Origin of the sequence: Rhizobium sp. rho-13.1, assembly GCF_007000305.1 — a bacterium.
Lineage (GTDB): Bacteria > Pseudomonadota > Alphaproteobacteria > Rhizobiales > Rhizobiaceae > Rhizobium > Rhizobium rhododendri.
Map to the genome: position 1 here is coordinate 31,894 of NZ_SCFL01000015.1, position 19,971 is coordinate 51,864.

Below are 19,971 nucleotides of genomic sequence, written 5' to 3' on the forward strand. Positions count from 1 at the left end.
TATGGCTATCGCTATCGCTCACGCTCCATCCGCCAATCCGGTCCTCAAGGCAGAGGGATCGCGCTTCGGCTTCCTGATCCCGACGATCTACATCCTCTGCCTGCTGCTGCCGATCTATTGGCTGGTCAATATGAGCTTCAAGACCAACGAGGAAATCGTTTCCTCGATGACGCTCTATCCCCACGCCCCGACGCTGCACAACTACGTCATCATCTTTACCGACAGCGCCTGGTATTCCGGCTACATCAACTCGATCATCTATGTGGTAATGAACATGGTGATCTCGGTTGCCGCTGCCCTGCCGGCCGCCTATGCCTTCTCGCGCTACCGTTTCCTTGGCGACAAGCACCTGTTCTTCTGGCTGCTGACCAACCGCATGGCACCGCCGGCGGTCTTTGCCCTGCCGTTCTTCCAGCTCTACTCGGCCTTTGGCCTGATCGATACGCATATCGCCGTCGCTCTCGCCCATTGCCTCTTCAACGTGCCGCTGGCGGTTTGGATTCTCGAGGGTTTCATGTCCGGCGTGCCGAAGGAGATCGATGAGATGTCTTATATCGACGGCTATTCCTTCCCGCGCTTCTTCGTGAAGATCTTCATTCCGCTGATCGCCAGCGGCATCGGGGTCGCTGCGTTCTTCTGCTTCATGTTCTCCTGGGTCGAGTTGCTCCTCGCCCGGACGCTGACGACGACCGACGCCAAGCCGATCGCCGCGACGATGACCAGAACCGTCTCGGCAGCCGGTATGGACTGGGGATTGCTGGCCGCGGCCGGCGTGCTGACGCTAATCCCAGGGGCGCTCGTCATCTATTTCGTTCGAAATTACATCGCCAAGGGCTTTGCCCTCGGGAGGGTATGATCATGAATCTCGATTTCAGCTGGATGGCATGGACGCCGCCGACGATCATTTTCTTCGTGGTGATACTCGTCCTGCTGCTGGGCATGGGGCTTTGGGAATATGTCTCGCCGGGCGGAAATCCGCGCGTCGGCATTCTTCATTTCGAAACCACCCGCGGCGACCGGTTCTTCGTGTCGCTGCTCGGTTCCGCATTCATTCATCTCGCATGGCTGGGTCTTGTCGGACCCAACCTGTGGTGGGCTCTTGCTCTCTCCGTTGCCTACGCCGTCGGCGTATTCCGCTTCGTCTGAGGCAAGTCGATACGGGTCGCCGATATCCGGCGCTCCGGGACTGACACAACTGCAATCGCAATTCGGGAGGATATCATGCGAACGCATCTACTGACGACAACGGCAGCCTTGTTGCTGGCCGTAACTGGGACTGCCTATGCGGGAATGGAGGAGGCAAAGACCTTTCTCGGCAAGGAAATCGGCGACATGTCGACGCTGTCGCCGGCAGAGCAGGAAAAGGAAATGCAGTGGTTCATCGACGCCGCCAAGCCCTTCAAAGGCATGGAAATTAAGGTCGTCTCGGAATCCCTGACCACCCACCAGTATGAATCGCAGGTGCTGGCACCGGCCTTTACCGCCATCACCGGCATCAAGGTCACCCACGACGTCATCCAGGAAGGCGACGTCGTCGAGAAGATCCAGACGCAGATGCAGACCGGCCAGAACCTTTATGACGGCTGGGTAAACGACTCCGACCTGATCGGCACCCACTGGCGCTACCAGCAGGTCCGCAACCTGACCGACTGGATGGCCGGCGAAGGAAAGGACGTGACCAATCCCGGTCTCGACCTCAAGGACTTCATCGGTACATCCTTCACCACCGCTCCTGACAAGAAGCTCTACCAGCTTCCCGACCAGCAGTTCGCCAACCTCTATTGGTTCCGCTACGATTGGTTCAACGATCCGAAGAACAAGGCCGATTTCAAGGCCAAGTACGGCTACGAGCTCGGGGTGCCCGTCAACTGGTCTGCCTATGAGGATATTGCCGAATTCTTCACCGGCCGCGATGTCGGTGGCAAGAAGGTCTTCGGCCATATGGACTACGGCAAGAAGGACCCGTCGCTCGGCTGGCGCTTCACCGACGCGTGGCTTTCCATGGCCGGCAACGGCGACAAGGGATTGCCGAACGGCCTTCCCGTCGACGAGTGGGGCATCAAGGTCGACGAGAAGTCCCGTCCGGTCGGCTCCTGCGTCGCGCGCGGTGGCGACACCAATGGTCCTGCCGCCGTCTACTCGATCCAGAAATATCTCGACTGGATCAAGGCCTATGCCCCGCAGGAATCGCAAGGCATGACCTTCTCCGAATCCGGACCCGTGCCGGCACAGGGCAATATCGCCCAGCAGATCTTCTGGTACACGGCGTTCACAGCCGACATGGTCAAACCCGGCCTGCCGGTCATGAACGACGACGGCACGCCGAAATGGCGCATGGCTCCAAGCCCGCATGGCGTCTACTGGAAGAACGGCATGAAGCTCGGCTACCAGGACGTCGGATCTTGGACGCTGATGAAATCGACACCGACCGACCGCGCCAAGGCTGCCTGGCTCTACGCGCAGTTCGTCACTTCGAAGACGGTCGACGTCAAGAAAAGCCATGTCGGCCTGACCTTCATCCGCGAGTCGACCATCCGCGACAAGAGCTTCACCGAGCGCGCTCCCAAGCTTGGCGGCCTGATCGAGTTCTATCGCTCGCCGGCCCGCGTGCAATGGTCGCCAACAGGCACCAACGTTCCGGACTATCCGAAACTTGCCCAGCTCTGGTGGCAGGCAGTCGGCGATGCCGCATCCGGTGCCAAGACGGCCCAGGCAGCGATGGATTCGCTTTGCGAAGCCCAGGAAAAGGTCATGGAGCGCATCGAGCGGTCCAAGGTCCAGGGCGATATTGGCCCCAAACTCGCCGAAGAGCATGATCTGGCCTACTGGAACAAGGATGCCGTCTCCAAGGGCAACCTTGCGCCTCAGCTGAAGATTGCCGAGGAGAAGGAAAAGCCGCAGACCGTCAACTACGACGAACTGGTGAAGAGCTGGCAGTCCAAGTAGCCGGATCTACAGGCTCGGGCCCGATGGCCTGAGCCACCCCTTGGCCGCCGGTTCACCCGGCGGCCTTTGCCGCAAAACCATCCCACAAACAGCCTGCCGACCGGCGGGATCGCAGCTTACTGCCTTATCGGAGCGCATGAATGAGTAGCTATGTTCTCGCAATCGACCAGGGAACGACATCGTCTCGGGCTATCGTTTTCGATGGAGAGATGAAAATGGTCGCCTCGGCGCAGCGGGAAATTACCCAGTCTTATCCGCAGCCGCGCTGGGTCGAACACGATCCGCAGGAGATCTGGCAAACCGTGGTCGACGTTGTTCGCGAGGCTTTGGAGAAGGCGAAGCTTGGAGCCGCCGACATCGCCGCCATCGGTATCACCAACCAGCGCGAGACGACGGTCGTCTGGGACCGCGACACGGGTGCACCACTGCACCCGGCCATTGTCTGGCAGGACCGTCGCACGGCCGAGATCTGCGAAAGCCTCAGGGCGGACGGGTACGAGAAGTTGTTTTCCGCCAAGACCGGACTTCTGCTCGATCCCTATTTTTCCGGCACGAAGTTGCGCTGGCTGCTCGAGAATGTCGATGGGTTAAGAGACAAGGCGGAGGCCGGCTCTGTCTGCTTCGGCACCATCGATACATGGCTGCTCTATAAACTGACCGGCGGCAAGAGGCATTTGACCGATGCGACCAACGCATGCCGGACGTTGCTTTACAATATTACCGATAATCGTTGGGACGAAGAACTTCTCGCCATCCTGGGGATACCCCCTTCTCTGCTGCCGGACGTCAGGGATTGCGCCGACGATTTCGGTGAAACGACGCCAGATCTGTTCGGCGCAGCGATCCCGATCCTTGGCGTTGCCGGCGACCAGCAGGCGGCGACCATCGGCAACGCGTGTTTTGTACCGGGCATGATGAAATCGACCTATGGCACCGGCTGTTTCGCGCTGTTGAATACAGGCGTGGAAAGGGTCAATTCGTCCCACCGCATGCTGACGACGATCGCCTATCGTCTCGACGGCGTGACCACCTATGCCCTTGAGGGCTCGATCTTCATCGCCGGCGCTGCCGTGCAGTGGTTGAGGGACGGGTTGGGGATCATCGGCAAGGCATCCGAGGCTGGCGAGCTTGCCGATGCTGCCGATGAAGAGCAGCAAGTCTACATCGTGCCGGCCTTCACCGGTCTTGGCGCGCCCTACTGGGATGCCGAGGCGCGCGGCGCGATCTTCGGCCTTACACGCAACAGCGGCCCCGCCGAAATCGCCCGCGCCGTGCTGGAAGCGGTTGCCTACCAGACGATGGACCTGCTTTTCGCGATGAAACGCGACTGGGGCAGCCACGATGTCGAGACAGTGCTGCGCGTCGATGGGGGCATGGCAGCCTCCGACTGGACGATGCAGCGCCTTGCCGACATCATTTCGACGTCAGTCGACCGCGCCGCCATACTGGAAACAACCGCACTCGGTGCCGCCTGGCTTGCCGGCCACAGGGCCAAGGTCTGGCCAGACCAGAAGGAGTTCGCCGAACGCTGGAATTGCGACCGGCGTTTCGAGCCATCGATGAGCGAAAGCAATCGCCAGGCAAAGATCGCCGGCTGGCGCGATGCGGTGTCACGCACGCTAACGGGTGGGTAGACTTCACATAGAGCCCAGTCTCAGTGCGGTACGCCCAAAAAAATACACCGGCCGCGACGGGCCGGTGCAACTCAAACATTCGTTTTGCTCCAGTTAAGCTGCAGCCAAGGCCTTTTCGATGTCCTGCATCGAATGACCCGTAAGGTCCTTGGCGAGTTCGCCGATCAGCACGTCGGATACCGTCTTGTGGTAGCCCTTGCGCAGTTCGCCGAGCGTACGAGGCGCTGCAATCACGACGAGGTTCTTGATCTTGCCCGCCAGCACCTTTCTGTTGAGAAGATCGGCGACACCGGCTCCAAAACCGTCTTCGTCCTGCTGGCTGTCGTCGGGGTTGGCAGAGCTGCTCGAGTGGCGGCTGCCGGAGCCTATCTTAGAGCTGTCGACGGCCTCGTCAGGCATTGCCTTCAGCTTGACGTTGGCCGCGTCGCCTTCATTCTGGAAGAGGTTGAGCTTTTCGCCGTCGGCGACGGCAATGACGGTGTGCTGAGGAATTTGCATATCTGATTTCCATTCACAAAGTGGCATTTCGCCGGTTTGGCCGACTGATATCAGCCGCTCTAATAACCCCTCGAGCGCTTATCTGTTCCGCCCGGGCGTGGCTTCGGATGGTGCTTGTCTCGGTGTTTTCAATGCGCCGGACTGTCGGCGCCGGCCCGCAGCTCAGGTCTTCCGGCCAAATGCCATCATGACCAGCATTGCCAGCCATGTGAGCACGAAGCTGATCATCGAAAGGGCGGCGGCCTGGGTCGGCGAGCTTTTGCCGACCTCATTGATCGCCACCGGAAAGGTTGGAAACAGCAGTATGTTGGCGACCGTGAATTCTCCGATGACGACTGTGAATGTCAGCAGCGCACAGTTGACGATTGCCGCGCCTATGCCGGGAACCACGACCAGCCGGATCGTCGTCAGCCCGCCGGCCCCAAGGCTTTCCGCAGCTTCCTTCAAGGTCCGGATATCGAGCGCCGCAAGGCCGACATCGAGCGCACGGAATGCGAAAGGCAACGCCAGGAAGAAGTAGGGAATGACAAGATAGAACGGCGAGCCGATTAGCCACATCGGCCCCGTAACCAGCATCGAAAGACCGCCGACAAGAGCAATGGCCGGCACCACGAAGGGTAGGATCGCCACGAACTCTATAACCCCGCGCATGCGCGGCATGTAGAGATGTGCGGCGATGACTGCGGGTGCAAGGATGATGTAGATCGCTGCTATCGTTGCCACCCCCAGTTCCAGCGACAGGATCAACGGTTGCAGCAGGGCCTTGTGGCTGAAGACGGCGGCATAGGCGGATACACCATAGGCGGTGCCGCCTTCCCAAAGGCTGAAGATCGCAGTCATCGCCAACGGCAGCACGAAATATGTCGCCGCGAGAACGAGGATAAGCCGACGCAGCATCTTACCGGCGCTCATCTCACATTCCCCGGCGCCGGGCGCGGCGCATCAGCAGGTTACTCGTCGCAACGACGACCGCCATCGTCACGATCATGGCGACGGAGAGCGCCGCTCCGGTCTGGGGCGAATTCATGACATCGCCGGACAGCACATTACCGATTTCCGTGGTCAGCAGCACGAGATTGCCGGAGGTCAGAGCATAGGCGGTGGCATAGCCGGAGAAGGCTGATCCAAACAGCAGGATAAATGCCGATATCAGCGACGGGGCGAGGATTGGCAGGACGACCAGGCGCCCATATTGCCAAGGCGTTGCGCCAAGGCTTTCTGCCGCCTCCGCCCATTCGCGGCGAAGGGCTTGCAAGGCCGGCATGATGATGATGATCATAAGAGGGATCTGGAAATAGGCATAGACGATCGTCAATCCGGTCAACGAGAACAGGCTAAAGCCGGCGGCATAGATATCGATGCCTAAGACCTTCAGCGCCCGGGTGAGAAGGCCGAACATGCCAAGGCTGGAAATGAATGCGAAGGCGAGCGGGACGCCGGCGAAGTTTGCCGCAACTGCGCTGAAACTCGAGGCGATGGCACCGAGCGCCGGGTGGGCATCGCGATGAATGACGGTCGCCGCAATGGCGCCGCCACAAGTGACGCCAACCGCTGCTGACGCAACGGAGAGCACAATCGAATTATAGGTGGCGAGACGAAATGTCTCGCCACCCAAAGCAACGATGTATTCCAGCGTGAAGCCGGTGCGGGTGCTGACTGACTGGACGACAAGCATGAGCGTGGGCGCCACCATGAATGCCAGTGAGAACAGCAGGAATGGTGCCACCAGCAGGACCGGTAGGCCCCACTGCCTGAGCATCGCACCGACGCCGTGCCCGGAGCGTGACCGTCTCTTGGCGGGGTCAAAGGGCTGCACCATGCCTGGCTTAATTGGTCTTCACGGTCTTGGGCCACATGTCGGCGACAACCTTCTTTGCGGCATCGATCTGCGCCTGGCTCGCAAAACGCACGCTCTTGTAGGCTTCCGGAGATGGCAGCTTGGCCAGCAGCGCGGCGGGCAGCACTCCGGCGTCGAGCATCTTGGCAAAGCGGATCGGATGGGCGTAGCCCGCAAGAAAGCCCAGTTGGCCTTCATCGCTGTACAGATATTCCTGCCACAGTTTGGCGGCGTTCGGGTGCGGCGCATAGGCGCTGATCGCCTCGCAATAATAGTTGCCGAACGGCGCGCCATCATTGGGAACGACGACTTCGAAATCGACCTTGCCGGCTTCGTCGTCGCGAATCGTCAGGTTGAGGTAGTCCCAGCGCAGCGCGATCGGCGTCTGGCCGCTCATCATGGTGCCCTTGTCGCTCTGTATCGGATTGTAGTTGCCGGCAGCGGCAAGCTTGCCAAAAAACTCCACGCCGGGCGCGATATCGTCGAAGCTGCCACCGTTGGCAAGAGCCGCCGCCATCACGGCCGCGAAGGAATCGCCAGCCCGGACGGGGCTGCCGCCCATGGACACCATGCCCTTGTATTCCGGCTTCAGGAGGTCAGCCCAGCTACGCGGCACGGTCTTGACGACGCTCTTGTTCACGGCAAAGGAGATGATGCCGTAGTAGCAGCCCTGCCAGAGGCCATCGGGGTTTTTAACCTCCGAGGGAATATCGTTCCAGGTGGCGACCTTGTAGGGCTGCAGCAGATTGTCGGTGACGGCTTGCAGCGCGAAGGACGGCGCCAGATCGAGCGTGTCCGGCCCGCGATCCTGGCCTTTCAGGCTGCGAACGGCCTGCAGTTCCTCGGCCGACGAACCCTCCGGGTTGGCGGCATTCACCTCGATCCCGTAGAGCTTTGAGAAGTCGGTCATCATCTTGCCGAAGACCCAGTTCGGCGACAGGGCTACGACGTTCAGCGCGCCTTCTTTCTTGGCGGCAGCAACGAGGCCGTCCGGCATGGTCGCAGCTTCGGCACGCAGCGGGCCGAGGTTGAGCAGCGATGCGCCGAGCGCCGCCGAGCCCGCCCGCAATAAAGTCCTGCGATTGATGTGAAACGAATTCATCGAAAAATCCTTCGGGTTGCGTATCGCCTGATGGCCGTTTGGGAGAGCCGTCGAAAGCTTGTGGCGATTTGCCAATAGGCATCGTCAGTGACAGGCAATTGACAGATTTAAGAAGTTTCAAAAGCGTGACGGGCGATATCGCGCCTTGGTATCCGATTGAAATATATTCGCTTTCTGCGTGCGCCTTCTGGCGGGCAGCTGTCACCGGACTGTCGCGTCGATCCGTTACGGGAATGCGGCCCTTGCGTCGGAGGGCCGACAAACCGCGCCCCCGGACAGAACCAGAGAGGCCATCATGCAGATTGCGATCATCGCAGATCCCCATATCGGCGCGAAGACCGATGATTTCGTTGCCAACTGGAATGCGGCGGTGGCGCACGTCAACGATCTCGATGTGGCATTCACGATTGTGCTCGGAGACCTGACGCTCGATGGCGCCAATCTGGAAGCGGATCTTGCTTTCGCGCGGCAATCTCTCGACACACTCCGCCGGCCGGTTCTCGTGCTGCCCGGCAACCACGACGTGGGCGATATCTCGCGCGCCAGCCGTCAGCCGGCAAGCCGCGAAAGACTGGAGCGCTGGAACCGGCATCTCGGCGCGGACCGCTGGATTTGCGACGATATTCCGGGATGGCGGCTGATCGGCATCGACAGCCAGGTTCTTGCGACCGGATTGGCTGAAGAAGCCGAGCAGTGGCATTGGCTTGACGAGGCGTTTGGCGGACGGGGCGAGCGCGCCCCTGTCCTGCTCACCCACATGCCGCTGTTTCTAGAGAACTGGGACGAAGCCGATCGACCCTACTGGGCCATCCCGACTGCGGCGCGGCAACGGTTGCGGATGCTGGTGGAGAGCACCGGAACGGCTGCCATCGTCAGCGCCCATATCCACCGGACCCTCGATCTTCCAGGCGCCGATGGTCCCCGCCAGATCTGGGCAGCGGCGACGAGCTTCCTGTCGCGCGATGCGTCGATGCCGTCACAGCCGGGCGCGGCAAACCTCGGTATCACGATACTCGACTTTACCGACGGCGCGCTCAAGGTCCGCTTCGACAGTGTTGCGGGCATCTCGGAAACCTACATCGAGGATTCTAACGGCTCGATTTATCCGAAACCGGAATAGCGGTCCTCGTTGCGGGCATAGCAGTTGCCGATTTTGATCGTGGCTGGCTAACGATGTCGTTTTATGGCAAACGTGGGGGCATCAGTTCAATGCAGTCAACGACGTCAATCGGAACGCGAGAATGATCGAAAGTCAAACCAGGCAGGCAGATTGGCGCCGCGCCAACCCGATGAAGTACAATGCTCATCTCGCGGTGCAGCGTGCCATCGTCGCCGGCGATCTCGAAAAGCTCGGCTGTGAAGTCTGTGGTCACGATGCCGTCGACGCCCATCACGACGAGTATGACGAACCCCTGAGGGTTCGCTGGCTTTGCCGCAGACATCACACGCGTCTTCATCGCTACGGCGAAGACATGTTTCCACTGCGGTCGAATACAGACCAGCGCTGATCGGTTTGGGATTTTGCCGTCCTGTCGTCTCTGACAGTTTTGGGGCCACCGGCAGTGTCGTTTGCCGGCGGCCTTTTCGTTTTACTTCGAGTTCGCCGCCTTTATGCCGGCGTCGTCGGCCATGATGGATGCCGCCTCGTTCAAGAGGACATCCTTGGCGTTCTTGCGGGCGGTTTCGATGGCGATATCGGCACTCAGGCTGCGTTCGTTTGCCTGCAGGCCATCGTCTTCCCCGGGGTCGACGCCATCGTTTATCTTCTCGCGTGATTTGTCACGGGTCGCCTGAGCTGCCAGTTCCTTGCGACGCTCTGCCTCGTTGAGAGAAACGATGCCCTTCTCGCGCTGCGCCTTCAACTCGGCGATGTCTTCGACCAGACGCTTGAAATCCGGATCGTTGGCAACGCGTGCGTCGTGGCGGCTCTGCAGCTGCGGTATCTTTGCCGCCACATCGCCTTCCGGCTTGTAGTTGGCCGGCTTGATCTGCGTCCATGGAAGAGCATTGTCGTAGCTGGCCTCGCCGAAGGTCTTCGGGTCCGACAGGCTCGGCAGCCCGATGTCCGGCGTCACGCCGCGCAACTGGGTAGTGCCCCCATTGATGCGGAAGAACTGCGCTATCGTCATTTTCAGTTCGCCGAATTTCGGTTTGGCGTTGTGCGCGACCTGATCGAGATTGACCACTGTCTGCACGGTACCCTTGCCGAAGCTGGGTTCACCGATGATCACGCCGCGGCTGTAGTCCTGGATTGCGGCCGCGAAAATCTCCGAGGCGGATGCGGAACCGCGGTTAATGAGCACGCCGACCGGACCTGTCCAGGCAGCAGGCGAGCGGTCGTCGCCCTCAATGGCAACCTTGCCGCCAGCATCGCGCTGCTGGACGACGGGACCCTTGCCCGTAAACAGACCGGTGAGATCAATCGCTTCGGCCAGCGACCCGCCGCCATTGTTGCGCAGGTCGATAAGAACGCCGTCTGCCTTGTCCTGTTTCAATTCGTCGATGAGCTTGGCCACATCACGGCTGGCGCTACGGTAATCCTTGTCGCCCTTGCGGCGAGCGTCGAAGTCTTCGTAGAAGGCCGGCAGGGTAATCACGCCAATCTTGCGCGTCGCATCGCCGTCCTTGATGGAGAGCAGCGTTTTCTTGGCGGCCTGCTTTTCGAGGCTGATCTTGTCGCGCGTCAGGCTGACGATGTGATGGGCGCCATCGGCACCTGCTTCCGCTGGCAAGATATCGAGGCGAACAATGGAGTCCTTGGCGCCGCGGATCATCTGGACGATCTCGTCGAGGCGAGTGCCGACCACTTCCTTCACCGGACCATCGGCGCCCTGGCCAACGCCGATAATACGATCGCCGACGGCAAGCTTGCCCGACACCTGCGCCGGGCCGCCGGGAACAAGCTCGCGGATCGTGGTGTAATCGTCGCGTTCTTGCAGCACTGCGCCGATGCCGACCAGCGACAGCTTCATCGAGATATCGAATTCAGCCGAAGCGGTGGCGCCGAAATAGTCCGTGTGCGGGTCTATGGATGTGGTGTAGGCATCCATGAACGATTGGAACACGTCTTCGCTCTTGTATTTGTAGGCCCGCTCCAGCGAATTTTCATAGCGCTTGTCGAGCGTATCGCGAATGGCTGCGTCGTCCTTGCCTGCAAGTTTGAGGCGGAGCCAGTCACCTTTGACGCGCTTGCGCCAGAGATCGTCGATCTCGGCTTCCGACTTCGGCCAAGGCGCATCTTCGCGCAGGAAGGAATAGCTCTCGTCCTTGCTGAAATCGAAACTCGTCTTCAGCAAGTCGCGCGCATAATTCATACGGTCGACGACACGCTGCTCATAGAGATTGAACATTGAGAACGGAATCTGCAGGTCTTCCTTGTTGACAGCATCGTCCAGCTTGGTGTCCTGAGCCTTGAACTTGTCGATATCGGCCTGCAGGAACAGCATCCTGTCCGGATCCAGCGACTTGATGAACCTGTCCATTATCTTCACCGACAACGCATCGTCGAGCGGAACCGGCTTGTAGCTGAAGCGGGTGAGAAACTGGGCGCTGAGATGTGCAGCCTGTCCCTGTTGCGGTAGCGGCGCCAATACGGGCAGCGGTCCCATTTCCAGAGCATAAGCCGAAGATGAAAGCGCCAGAAAGATGCCGAGGGAACCAGAAAGTCTACGCATTCAGCTTTGATCCAATTCGTAATGCCGAGTCTCGATGCTTAGCGTTGGTGGAACAATTTTAGACTTTTGGCAACCAAGGGGATGAGCAAAGCGTATGGCGTTTCTCAAACGTCGTTACCCCTATCTTCTGAAGGCGGGCCTGGAATTCGGCTAAAGATGCCACTCGAGCGCGGCCTTGTGCGCATTTCAGCGAATTTATAACGGGAATTCCGGCATGAAAGCGGCAGCCGGTGGCTGCCGCCGTCACCAAAGCGTGAATGCCAATTTTGCGCGATTGTTATTGTGGGGCAGCGTTCTTCGTCTGCACCACCATTGCCTCGATATGATCGACGAGACCATCGGCAAGGCCGAGGCGTCCTGCGAGAAGATCCAGATAGCCTCGCTCTGCGCGAGTATCCGGCTCGATCGTCAGCCTCGAGGCTGTGTAGAGTTCGACCTTCTGTTCCTCACTGACGGCCGCTGCGATCAGGGCGTCGAGGTCCGTTGGCACGGTCAATTCTCGCTGGATGAAATTCGCAGCCTCACCCGTCACGTCGGCCGCTGCAATCTTGTCCATGATCAGCGCCCGCTCGGCATCGTCGACATGGCCGTCGGCCTTGGCAGCGGCAATCATGGCGCGGATAAGCACCAGCACGAACTCGTTGCTGTTGGCAGGCGAAGACGGTGCGAAGGGGGAATTATCCGGCGGCGGCAGCACAGGCTGTTGTCCCTGCGAAGAAACCTGCGGCGATGTCACCGGCGCGGAGCCCGACTGGTAATTCTTGTAGGCCTGGTAGCCAAGCCCTGCGATGGCGGCAAGGCCACCGACGGCAAGCGTATTTCCAGCGATGCTGCGCCCGGTCTTGGTGCCAAGCAACACGCCGAGGATCGCGCTTGTTGCCAACGGGTTTTCCCGGGCTTTGCCGATCGCATCTCCCGCCCGGTCCCGCACTGTCCCTCCGAGCCCGGGAACCTGCGACGTCAGGAACTGGTCGAGAAGTTTCTTCGCATCGAACATAGTCAACTGCCTCCTTGATGATGATTGATAGATAGGAGCAGTCCGCACGAATACAAATTTCGCCAGATCGGAAAGGACCGGGATGGGAGGGTGATGGCCCTATCAGCGGTCGTGAGGCGAGGCGGCCTCATTGTATGTAGATAGATAGATGTATAAAGATGTATATCTTCTGGTGTGAGGATCTACAAGGAGATACCGATGGCCATCAACGTCAACAACCCGCAGGCCGATGCTCTGACCCGCAAGTTTGCAAGCGTCGCCGGTGTGAGCATAACCGATGCTATCGTCATCGCCATGAAGGAGGCGCTGGAGCGACGTCTTAATCTGGAGAGCGCAACGGAAACGGCTGCGCGGCTGCGCGCCAAGCACGGCCTCGTCTTGTCCGCCCGGGGCAAGGAGCCTCTTCCCAGGTCGGTTTTTGACGAGATGTGGGACGGGAAATAATGTACGTTGACGCGTGCGCCATCATTGCTCTTGCATCTGACGAACCTGAAGCCAAGCGTGTTGCAGATGCCCTTTTGTCCGCAAAGACGCGGATCACATCCGCCGTCGCTGTCCTCGAAGCAGCAATGGCCTTGGCAAGGCCCGATAAGTTCGACCGGTCGATTGCTGACATCGAGCCATTCTTGATGGAATTCCTGGAGGCGCGCGGCATCGAATTATACGACCTGCCGCCCGGCAAGAGCGCCACGACCCTATCACTGATGGCGGCCGACAAATACGGTAGCGGTCGCAACAGACTAAACCTTGGCGATTGCCTCCATTATGCATGCGCCAAATATTACCAAGTGCCGATGCTCGCGACGCATGACGAGTTTCGTCAAACCGATCTCCAGACAATTCCCTGACGCCTCCGCGCGCCTATGACACGCGCGCGAGCAGCTGGGCGGCAAATCGCGCGTTGGCTGCAGTCAAAAAGCAGCCGTGTTTCATTCGCAAAATGCTGCAACGCACACTATCTGATTTGACGTCGCTTCGATTTTCACAACGGGAACCGCTGCATGGTTTTGCCCCAGTCAGCTCGTCTACACCGGATGCTCGGCTATATCGGCTGGCCTCTTGCCCTGCTCTTCCTCTGGGATATCGCCATCACTCTGGCCTATGTCTATCTTCCCCACCCTTGGCTGGATCTGCCAGCGCTGCCGATGAGCCTGCTCGGATCGGCACTGGCCCTGTTTCTGGGTTTCCGGAACAACAACGCCTATAATCGTTGGTGGGAGGCGCGGACGCTTTGGGGGGCGATGGTGAACGCGTCGCGCTCCTATGGGCGAGAGGTGTTCCACCTGATCGACAAAAACGGCGAAAGCTTCGATCTGCGCCACGACCTCGTTCGACGCCAGATCGCCTACGTGAACGCCCTGCGCTGTCATCTGCGTCGGCAGCCGAACGAGGACGAGATCCGAGCCTTCCTCTGCGACAACGAACTCGAGTCGTTGAAGGGGGTGACAAATGTGCCGAACGCAATCCTCAACGAGACTGCCGCGCTACTGGCCGACGCACGCCAGCAAGGCTGGATCGATTCGATGCGCAGTATCCAGATCGAAAGCGTCCTTGTCGACATGAGCAATGCCCAGGGCGGAATGGAGCGGATCAAGAATACGCCTCTGCCGCGTGAATATGGCTACTACCCGACGCTGTTCGTTCACATTTTCTGCATTCTGCTGCCAATCGGTCTTGTCGATAGCCTAACGATCTATACACCGCTTGCATCGACCATCGTCGGTTTCATGCTGCTGGCCATGGATCGCATCGGCTCCGATCTGCAGGATCCGTTCGAAAATCGTGCCCACGACGTGCCCCTGACCTCGCTTTGCCGGACAATACAGATCGACCTCGAGCAACTGGTCGGCGGAGGCAATGCCACGAAGCCGATCCGACCAGTCGAAAATGTCCTCTGGTAGACCGCCAGACGGCCGCGCCTCAAATATCGTAGGTGTTGGCGGCGTTGATGGTCGAGATGAACTGCCTGGTGCGCTCGCGCTGTGGCGCAGTGAACAGGAGCCTTGCATCGCCGGTCTCGACGACGCTGCCTGCCTCCAGAAACACCACGTTGTTGGCGATCTTCGACGCCAGCCGGAGGTCGTGCGTCGCCATCACCATGGTCGTCCCCTCAGACGCAAGCTTGCTTAAGACATCGACAACCTCGGCGGCAAGTTCAGGATCGAGCGCCGATGTCGGTTCGTCGCAAAGCAGGACGCGGGGCGACGGAGCGAGCGCACGGGCGATTGCTATCCGCTGCTGCTGGCCGCCGGACAGGGTCGCGGGCCACGCATCTGCCTTGTGCTCCATACCGACCTTCTTCAGAAGATCCATAGCGCTGGCACGCGCTTTGTCACGCGGCCATTTCAGCACGGTGACCAGGCTTTCCATGACGTTTTCAATGGCGGTCTGATGCGGAAAGAGCTGGAAATTCTGGAAGACCATGCCGGTCTGCCGGCGGATTTTCTGGATCGCCTGCCAGCTGGTTTTTTTGCCCGGTGCGAAGGTCAGCGTCTCCCCGCCGAGGCGGATCGCGCCGGAGGTCGGGATTTCCAGCAGGTTGATGCACCGCAGCAGCGTGCTCTTGCCGCCCCCGGAAGGGCCGACAAGCGCAGTCACGCTGCCTTCCGGGATGGTGATGTTGATATCCTTGAGGACGACTATGTCGCCGAAACGCTTTTCGATGTTTGTAAGCTCGATCATGCGTTGGCCTCCATCATGCCACCATACCGGGCGAAGCGTCGCTCCAGTCGCACTTGCAGCGTCGACAAGACCGAGCTCAGTGCAAGGTAGATCAGGGCAGCCTCGATATAGAGAATGAGCGGCTCGTAGGTGGTGGCGACGACACGCTGTGCGGCCTGGAACAGTTCCGGCACCGTGATCGCTGCGGCGAGCGACGTGTCTTTCACCAACGAGATGAAGGTATTCGACAAGGGCGGGACCGCGACGCGGGCAGCCTGGGGCAGGATCGTCCGGATCATCGCCTGGCGCCAGCTCATGCCGATCGAATAGGCCGCCTCCCACTGTCCCTTCGGAACCGATGAAATGACGGCACGGATGATCTCGGAGCTGTAGGCGCCGATGTTCAGCGTGAAGCCGATCAGGGCTGCCGGAAACGCATCGAGCAGGATCCCGACGCTCGGCAGGCCGTAGAAGATCACGAAGAGCTGCACCAATAGTGGCGTCCCACGGATGATCCAGACGTAGAAGCGGGCGATCGCTGCCACAGGAGCCGGGCCGAACAGGCGCGCTATTGCCGTGACAAGTCCGAGAATAAGCCCAAAGGCAAAGGACATCAGGGTCAGCGGTATCGTAAAGATTAGCCCTGCCCAGAGCAGAGGCGCGAGCGAATCCGCCATCAATTGAAGCCAGTGCGGCAAGGGTATCTCCCTTAAAAAGCGATGCGCCCAGCGAAAGATCACTGAGCGCCCGTTCGTTCACTATCGTGGTTTTCAGGATTTGGAAACGGCTTTCGCCTTCCGTTACTTGGAGACGTCCTGGCCAAAATATTTTTCGGAGATCGTCTTGTAGGTACCGTCGGCCTTGATCTCGGCCAACGCCTTGTTGATGGCAGCCAGCAACTCGGGCTCCTGCTTGCGGATGATGACGCCCGAATAGTTGGCGTCGGCCTCCTCTGCGACGACCTTCACAGGCGCGTCCGGCTTGTGCTTCTTGAAGTCGAGGAAGGACAGGCTGTCATTGATCGTCGCATCGGCGCGGCGGGTGAGGACCAGCTGGATAGACTGGTCGAAGCCATCCGTGCCAACGAGCTCGGCACCGGATTGCTCGGCCAGCTTGCCATAATTGCTCGTCAAAGACTGCGCTGCCTTCTTTCCCTTCAGATCGGCAAAGCCCTTGATGCTGTCGTCGTTGTCACGGACGATGAGTGCGGCTTTCGATGCGATGTATGGGTCCGAGAAATCATATTTCTGCTTGCGAGCATCGGTGATGCCGACTTCGTTGATGACGCTGTCATAGCGCTTGGCATCGAGGCCGGCGATCAGCCCATCCCACTTGCCTTCGACGAATTCGGCTTTGACACCCAGCTTGGCGGCGATCGCCTGGGCAATCTCGACATCGAAGCCGGCGAGCTTGCCGCTGGCATCATGAAAGGTGAAAGGCGCGTAGGTGCCTTCGGTCCCGACCTTGAAGACACCGGCGGATTTGATGGCAGCGAGGTTTTCGCCAGCATGGGCCGGCAACAGCAATGCGGCCTGAACGAGTGCGATGGCGGCGATGGATTTCAGCAGTGTCATGTCGGTACCGATCCCGGTGTTGATGTTCGAGTGCGAAAGATCGCAGAAACTGTCTCTCAAATATGCACAGGAAACTGCGAAGGAAATGAGCAATTGCAAATAATTTTCTCAATTCCGCGTCATTCAGTGATGATCTGTCTCCAAGAGCCCGCATCACCCTCCAGCGGGCAAGAGCGTGGGTGTTTCCGGGCGCATCATTGGGGGCGACGCCCTGCAGCCCGTTGGCATTTCCGGCAAGGCGCATCGTTGTCTTCAAAACCGTCCGCGACACTTCGAAATTCCTGTTTACGTTCATATGTTTGCGCTCTAATGCTTTAAGCGTGTCATGCAAAGGCGCTATCAAGATCCAAGGCGGGGCTGCAAGCCTCGACCCGATTTCAATCCAGTGTGTCACCCGTAGATAAGATCGATGAACAACCTGCCTGCGCTGCTGCCGGTCATTCGCGCCTTCACAAGAAGCTGGCCGGCCTTGGCGTTAATGACGGGTCTGCTCGTCGCCTGGGAACTCTACGCCCGCTATTCCGGCATCCGGGCGACGACCCTGCCTGCGCCGTCGCGGGTGTTCGAGCAGATCGTCGTCAACTGGCAGGTGCTTCTCGAAAATGCCATCCCGACCGTTGCGGCCACGTTTACCGGCTTTGGCTTCTCGCTGACCGTGGCGTTCCTGATGTCTGTCGTGGTCGATTTCTTCCAGCCGGCGCGCCGCGCGCTGGTGCCGGTCTTCATCGTCAGCCAGACGTTGCCGCTGGTCGCCATTGCGCCGCTGGTGGTGCTGTGGTTCGGTTTCGGGCTGCTGCCGAAAATACTGCTGGTGGCGCTCGTGACGTTTTTCCCGATGATGGTGGCCCTCGTTCAGGGGTATGAGTCCACCGACCGCGAAATGGAATGGCTGCTGTCGTCCATGGGTGCCTCCCGATGGCGGGTCTTCGTTTTGGCGCGCCTGCCGTCGGCCATTCCCTACTTCTTTACCGGGTTGCGAATTTCCATCACCTATGCCGTCGTCGGCGCCATCTTTGCGGAATATGCCGGCGCGGCAAAAGGGCTCGGCATCTACATGCTATCGGCGAAGAACAATTTTCGGCCGGACCTGGTGCTGGCGGCGGTGACTGTCAGTTCCTGCCTGACACTATTGCTTTTCGCATTGGCGGTTGGCGCGGAGCGTCTCGCCACACCCTGGAATACGGATCGCAAGGATCGCCAGCCATGAGCCAACCGGCCCGCCTGTCGCTTGCCGGCATCCGCAAATCTTTCGGTCCGCTCGACGTGCTCGCGGACGTGACGCTGCATGTCGGGCACGGCGAATTCGTGTCGATGCTCGGGCCCTCCGGCGCCGGCAAATCCACGCTGTTCCAGGTGCTGACCGGGGCCATTGTCGCCGATGCCGGCCAAATCGTCTTCGACGGCGCGCCGTTGGACCAGGCGAGCGACACGTTCGCCTTCATGCCGCAGCGCGATGCCCTGATGCCGTGGCGCCGGATCATCGACAACGCGACGCTCGGACTGGAGGTGCAGGGACTATCGAAAAGGATGGCCCGTGCGCAGGTCGAGCCTCTGCTGGAAACCTTCGGGCTTGCGGGATTCGAGCGGCATTACCCCAACCAGTTATCCGGCGGCATGCGACAGCGCGTGGCGCTGCTTCGCACCGTCGTCCAGCAACGAAAGATGCTACTGCTCGACGAACCCTTCGGCGCGCTCGACGCGCTCACGCGGATTTCCATGCAGCGTTGGCTCGAGCAGATGTGGGACCAGAACCGGTGGACCGCGCTGCTGATCACCCATGACATCAGGGAGGCGATTTTCCTCTCTGACCGGATCTACGTCCTCTCGGCCCGACCCGCCCGGGTGCTTGCCGAAATCGAGGTGCCGCTGCCGCGTCCGAGGACCTTGGCGGACCTCGCCTCCCCCGTTGCCTCCCGTATCGAGGCAGCGCTGCTGGAGGCGCTGATCGGTCCGGAAAATGCGCCCTTTTTGCCACCCAATCCCATCTCTTAATATCACAGCAGGAGTTCCCATGCCCTCGTTCCCTCGCCGCAGCGCCTTCGGGCTTGCGCTGTCCGTTTTCACCGCCCTCGCCTCGATTGGCCCCGTTGCGGCGGCGGATCTGAAAACCGTCAATATCGCGCTGGACTGGACGCCGAACACCAACCATGTCGGGTTGTTCGTGGCCGAGCAAAAAGGCTACTTCCGGGATGCCGGGCTCGACGTCAAGATCCTGCCCTACACCGATACGGCGGCTGGCACGCTGGTCAGCAACCACGTTGCGGATTTCGGCATTGCGGGCATCGGCTTCTATTCGCAGAGGGCCGCCGGAGCCGACCTCAAGGGGGTCTATGCTGTCGTCCAGAAGGAAACCGGTCGGCTGATCGTCGATGCCAAGCGCACCGACATCCAGTCGCCGAAAAATCTCGACGGCCTCACCTATGGCGGTTTCGGCAGTGCCTGGGAAAATGCGCTGATCACCGACATCATCAAGCATGATGGTGGCAAGGGCGATATCAAGACGGTGACGCTGGGCACATCGGCCTATGAGGCGCTCGCCAACGGTTCCGTCGACTTCACCCTGGAAGTGGCCACCTGGGAAGGCGTCGAGGCCGAACTGCGCGGTGCCAAGCTCAAGGAATTCACCTACAGCGATTATGGCGTGCCTGACGAGTACACCACCTTCATCGTCTCCAGCGACGGCTACCTGAAGGCCAATGGCGACACCGCCAAGGGGTTTCTTGCCGCCGTTCAGAAAGGATACGCCTTTGCCGCAGATCATCCCGAGGAAGCCGGGGACATCCTGATCGCCGCCAATCCGGACACGCTCACCAACCACGCCCTTGTGACGCAGTCGATGAAGGCACTGGTGTCCGGCCATTACCTGCGCAGCGCCGATGGTGTCATCGGCAATATGGATCTCGCCAAGATCGATGCTTTTGGCCAATATCTGGTGAAGGCCAAGATCCTCGTCGATGGCGACGGCAAGGTCCTGACCTCGGCGCCGGACTTTTCGACCTTCGTCACCAACGATTATCTTCCGAAGAAGTGAGCACCGCGTCGCCGGCC

General features: G+C 59.9%; 21 protein-coding genes. 12 read left to right on the top strand and 9 right to left on the bottom strand.

What is annotated here, in order from left to right:
* Position 1 precedes the first annotated feature (1 nt).
* From EQW76_RS23530 to glpK, 4 genes are all read left to right on the top strand, one after another.
* Positions 2-856 carry a carbohydrate ABC transporter permease gene (locus EQW76_RS23530; protein WP_244615487.1) on the top strand — a complete coding sequence of 285 codons (855 nt, stop codon included), beginning with the start codon at positions 2-4 and terminating at the stop codon, positions 854-856.
* Between the two features lie 2 nt (positions 857-858).
* Positions 859-1,146, top strand: coding sequence for a DUF2160 domain-containing protein (locus EQW76_RS23535; RefSeq protein ID WP_142831408.1), 288 nt, complete (start codon positions 859-861; stop codon positions 1,144-1,146).
* Positions 1,147-1,221: 75 nt separating this feature from the next.
* The gene (locus EQW76_RS23540) at positions 1,222-2,946 is read left to right on the top strand and encodes an ABC transporter substrate-binding protein (RefSeq protein WP_142831407.1); all 1,725 of its coding nucleotides are present in this window, start codon (positions 1,222-1,224) and stop codon (positions 2,944-2,946) included.
* Positions 2,947-3,086: 140 nt separating this feature from the next.
* The gene (glpK, locus tag EQW76_RS23545) at positions 3,087-4,580 is read left to right on the top strand and encodes a glycerol kinase GlpK (RefSeq protein ID WP_143123276.1); all 1,494 of its coding nucleotides are present in this window, start codon (positions 3,087-3,089) and stop codon (positions 4,578-4,580) included.
* A 93-nt stretch (positions 4,581-4,673) separates the two neighbouring features.
* Here glpK and EQW76_RS23550 read toward each other — a convergent pair whose 3' ends face one another.
* The 4 genes from EQW76_RS23550 to EQW76_RS23565 form a co-directional block, all read right to left on the bottom strand.
* Positions 4,674-5,078 carry a host attachment protein gene (locus EQW76_RS23550; RefSeq protein ID WP_142831405.1) on the bottom strand — a complete coding sequence of 135 codons (405 nt, stop codon included), beginning with the start codon at positions 5,076-5,078 and terminating at the stop codon, positions 4,674-4,676.
* Positions 5,079-5,240: 162 nt separating this feature from the next.
* Positions 5,241-5,990 carry an ABC transporter permease subunit gene (locus EQW76_RS23555; protein ID WP_202617208.1) on the bottom strand — a complete coding sequence of 250 codons (750 nt, stop codon included), beginning with the start codon at positions 5,988-5,990 and terminating at the stop codon, positions 5,241-5,243.
* Position 5,991: 1 nt separating this feature from the next.
* Positions 5,992-6,897, bottom strand: a complete 906-nt coding sequence (locus tag EQW76_RS23560; RefSeq protein WP_244615485.1) for an ABC transporter permease subunit — start codon at positions 6,895-6,897, stop codon at positions 5,992-5,994.
* Between the two features lie 7 nt (positions 6,898-6,904).
* Entirely contained in the window at positions 6,905-8,017 is a 1,113-nt protein-coding gene (locus EQW76_RS23565; RefSeq protein WP_142831404.1) for an extracellular solute-binding protein, read from the bottom strand.
* A 295-nt stretch (positions 8,018-8,312) separates the two neighbouring features.
* Between EQW76_RS23565 and EQW76_RS23570 the strand changes: the two genes are divergently transcribed.
* Together EQW76_RS23570 and EQW76_RS23575 are read left to right on the top strand one after the other, a co-directional pair.
* Positions 8,313-9,137 carry a metallophosphoesterase gene (locus EQW76_RS23570; protein ID WP_142831403.1) on the top strand — a complete coding sequence of 275 codons (825 nt, stop codon included), beginning with the start codon at positions 8,313-8,315 and terminating at the stop codon, positions 9,135-9,137.
* Between the two features lie 121 nt (positions 9,138-9,258).
* A complete protein-coding gene (locus EQW76_RS23575; protein WP_142831402.1) occupies positions 9,259-9,525 on the top strand; it encodes a hypothetical protein in 267 nt (88 codons plus the stop codon).
* 81 nt (positions 9,526-9,606) lie between these two features.
* On the opposite strand, the gene EQW76_RS23580 is transcribed toward EQW76_RS23575, so the two are convergent.
* Together EQW76_RS23580 and EQW76_RS23585 are read right to left on the bottom strand one after the other, a co-directional pair.
* Complete coding sequence (locus tag EQW76_RS23580; RefSeq protein ID WP_143123277.1) at positions 9,607-11,691, bottom strand: carboxy terminal-processing peptidase; 2,085 nt, start codon at positions 11,689-11,691, stop codon at positions 9,607-9,609.
* A gap of 277 nt (positions 11,692-11,968) precedes the next feature.
* Positions 11,969-12,688 carry a tellurite resistance TerB family protein gene (locus EQW76_RS23585; protein WP_142831400.1) on the bottom strand — a complete coding sequence of 240 codons (720 nt, stop codon included), beginning with the start codon at positions 12,686-12,688 and terminating at the stop codon, positions 11,969-11,971.
* A gap of 198 nt (positions 12,689-12,886) precedes the next feature.
* Here EQW76_RS23585 and EQW76_RS23590 point away from each other — a divergent pair, with 198 nt between their 5' ends.
* The 3 genes from EQW76_RS23590 (at position 12,887) to EQW76_RS23600 (ending at position 14,589) form a co-directional block, all read left to right on the top strand.
* Complete coding sequence (locus EQW76_RS23590; RefSeq protein WP_142831399.1) at positions 12,887-13,132, top strand: type II toxin-antitoxin system VapB family antitoxin; 246 nt, start codon at positions 12,887-12,889, stop codon at positions 13,130-13,132.
* On the top strand, positions 13,132-13,536 hold the full coding sequence (locus EQW76_RS23595; protein WP_142831398.1) for a type II toxin-antitoxin system VapC family toxin: 405 nt from the start codon (positions 13,132-13,134) through the stop codon (positions 13,534-13,536). The genes EQW76_RS23590 and EQW76_RS23595 overlap by 1 nt, the downstream gene beginning before the upstream one ends.
* 153 nt (positions 13,537-13,689) lie before the next feature.
* Positions 13,690-14,589, top strand: a complete 900-nt coding sequence (locus tag EQW76_RS23600) for a bestrophin family ion channel (RefSeq protein ID WP_142831397.1) — start codon at positions 13,690-13,692, stop codon at positions 14,587-14,589.
* Positions 14,590-14,608: 19 nt separating this feature from the next.
* Here EQW76_RS23600 and EQW76_RS23605 read toward each other — a convergent pair whose 3' ends face one another.
* From EQW76_RS23605 to EQW76_RS23615, 3 genes are all read right to left on the bottom strand, one after another.
* The gene (locus EQW76_RS23605) at positions 14,609-15,370 is read right to left on the bottom strand and encodes an amino acid ABC transporter ATP-binding protein (RefSeq protein WP_142831396.1); all 762 of its coding nucleotides are present in this window, start codon (positions 15,368-15,370) and stop codon (positions 14,609-14,611) included.
* Positions 15,367-16,047, bottom strand: a complete 681-nt coding sequence (locus tag EQW76_RS23610; RefSeq protein ID WP_111221433.1) for an amino acid ABC transporter permease — start codon at positions 16,045-16,047, stop codon at positions 15,367-15,369. Before EQW76_RS23610 ends, EQW76_RS23605 begins: the two co-directional genes overlap by 4 nt.
* A 102-nt stretch (positions 16,048-16,149) precedes the next feature.
* Entirely contained in the window at positions 16,150-16,923 is a 774-nt protein-coding gene (locus EQW76_RS23615) for an amino acid ABC transporter substrate-binding protein (protein WP_143123278.1), read from the bottom strand.
* Positions 16,924-17,332: 409 nt separating this feature from the next.
* On the opposite strand from EQW76_RS23615, the gene EQW76_RS23620 reads away from it, so the two are divergent.
* From EQW76_RS23620 to EQW76_RS23630, 3 genes are read left to right on the top strand one after another with little or no spacing between them, the layout of a single operon-like run.
* Positions 17,333-18,130, top strand: a complete 798-nt coding sequence (locus EQW76_RS23620; protein WP_143123279.1) for an ABC transporter permease — start codon at positions 17,333-17,335, stop codon at positions 18,128-18,130.
* Positions 18,127-18,915 (top strand): ABC transporter ATP-binding protein, encoded by a 789-nt coding sequence (locus EQW76_RS23625; RefSeq protein WP_142831393.1) that lies wholly within the window; start codon positions 18,127-18,129, stop codon positions 18,913-18,915. The genes EQW76_RS23620 and EQW76_RS23625 overlap by 4 nt, the downstream gene beginning before the upstream one ends.
* A 19-nt stretch (positions 18,916-18,934) precedes the next feature.
* On the top strand, positions 18,935-19,954 hold the full coding sequence (locus EQW76_RS23630; protein WP_143123280.1) for an ABC transporter substrate-binding protein: 1,020 nt from the start codon (positions 18,935-18,937) through the stop codon (positions 19,952-19,954).
* Positions 19,955-19,971: the final 17 nt, after the last annotated feature.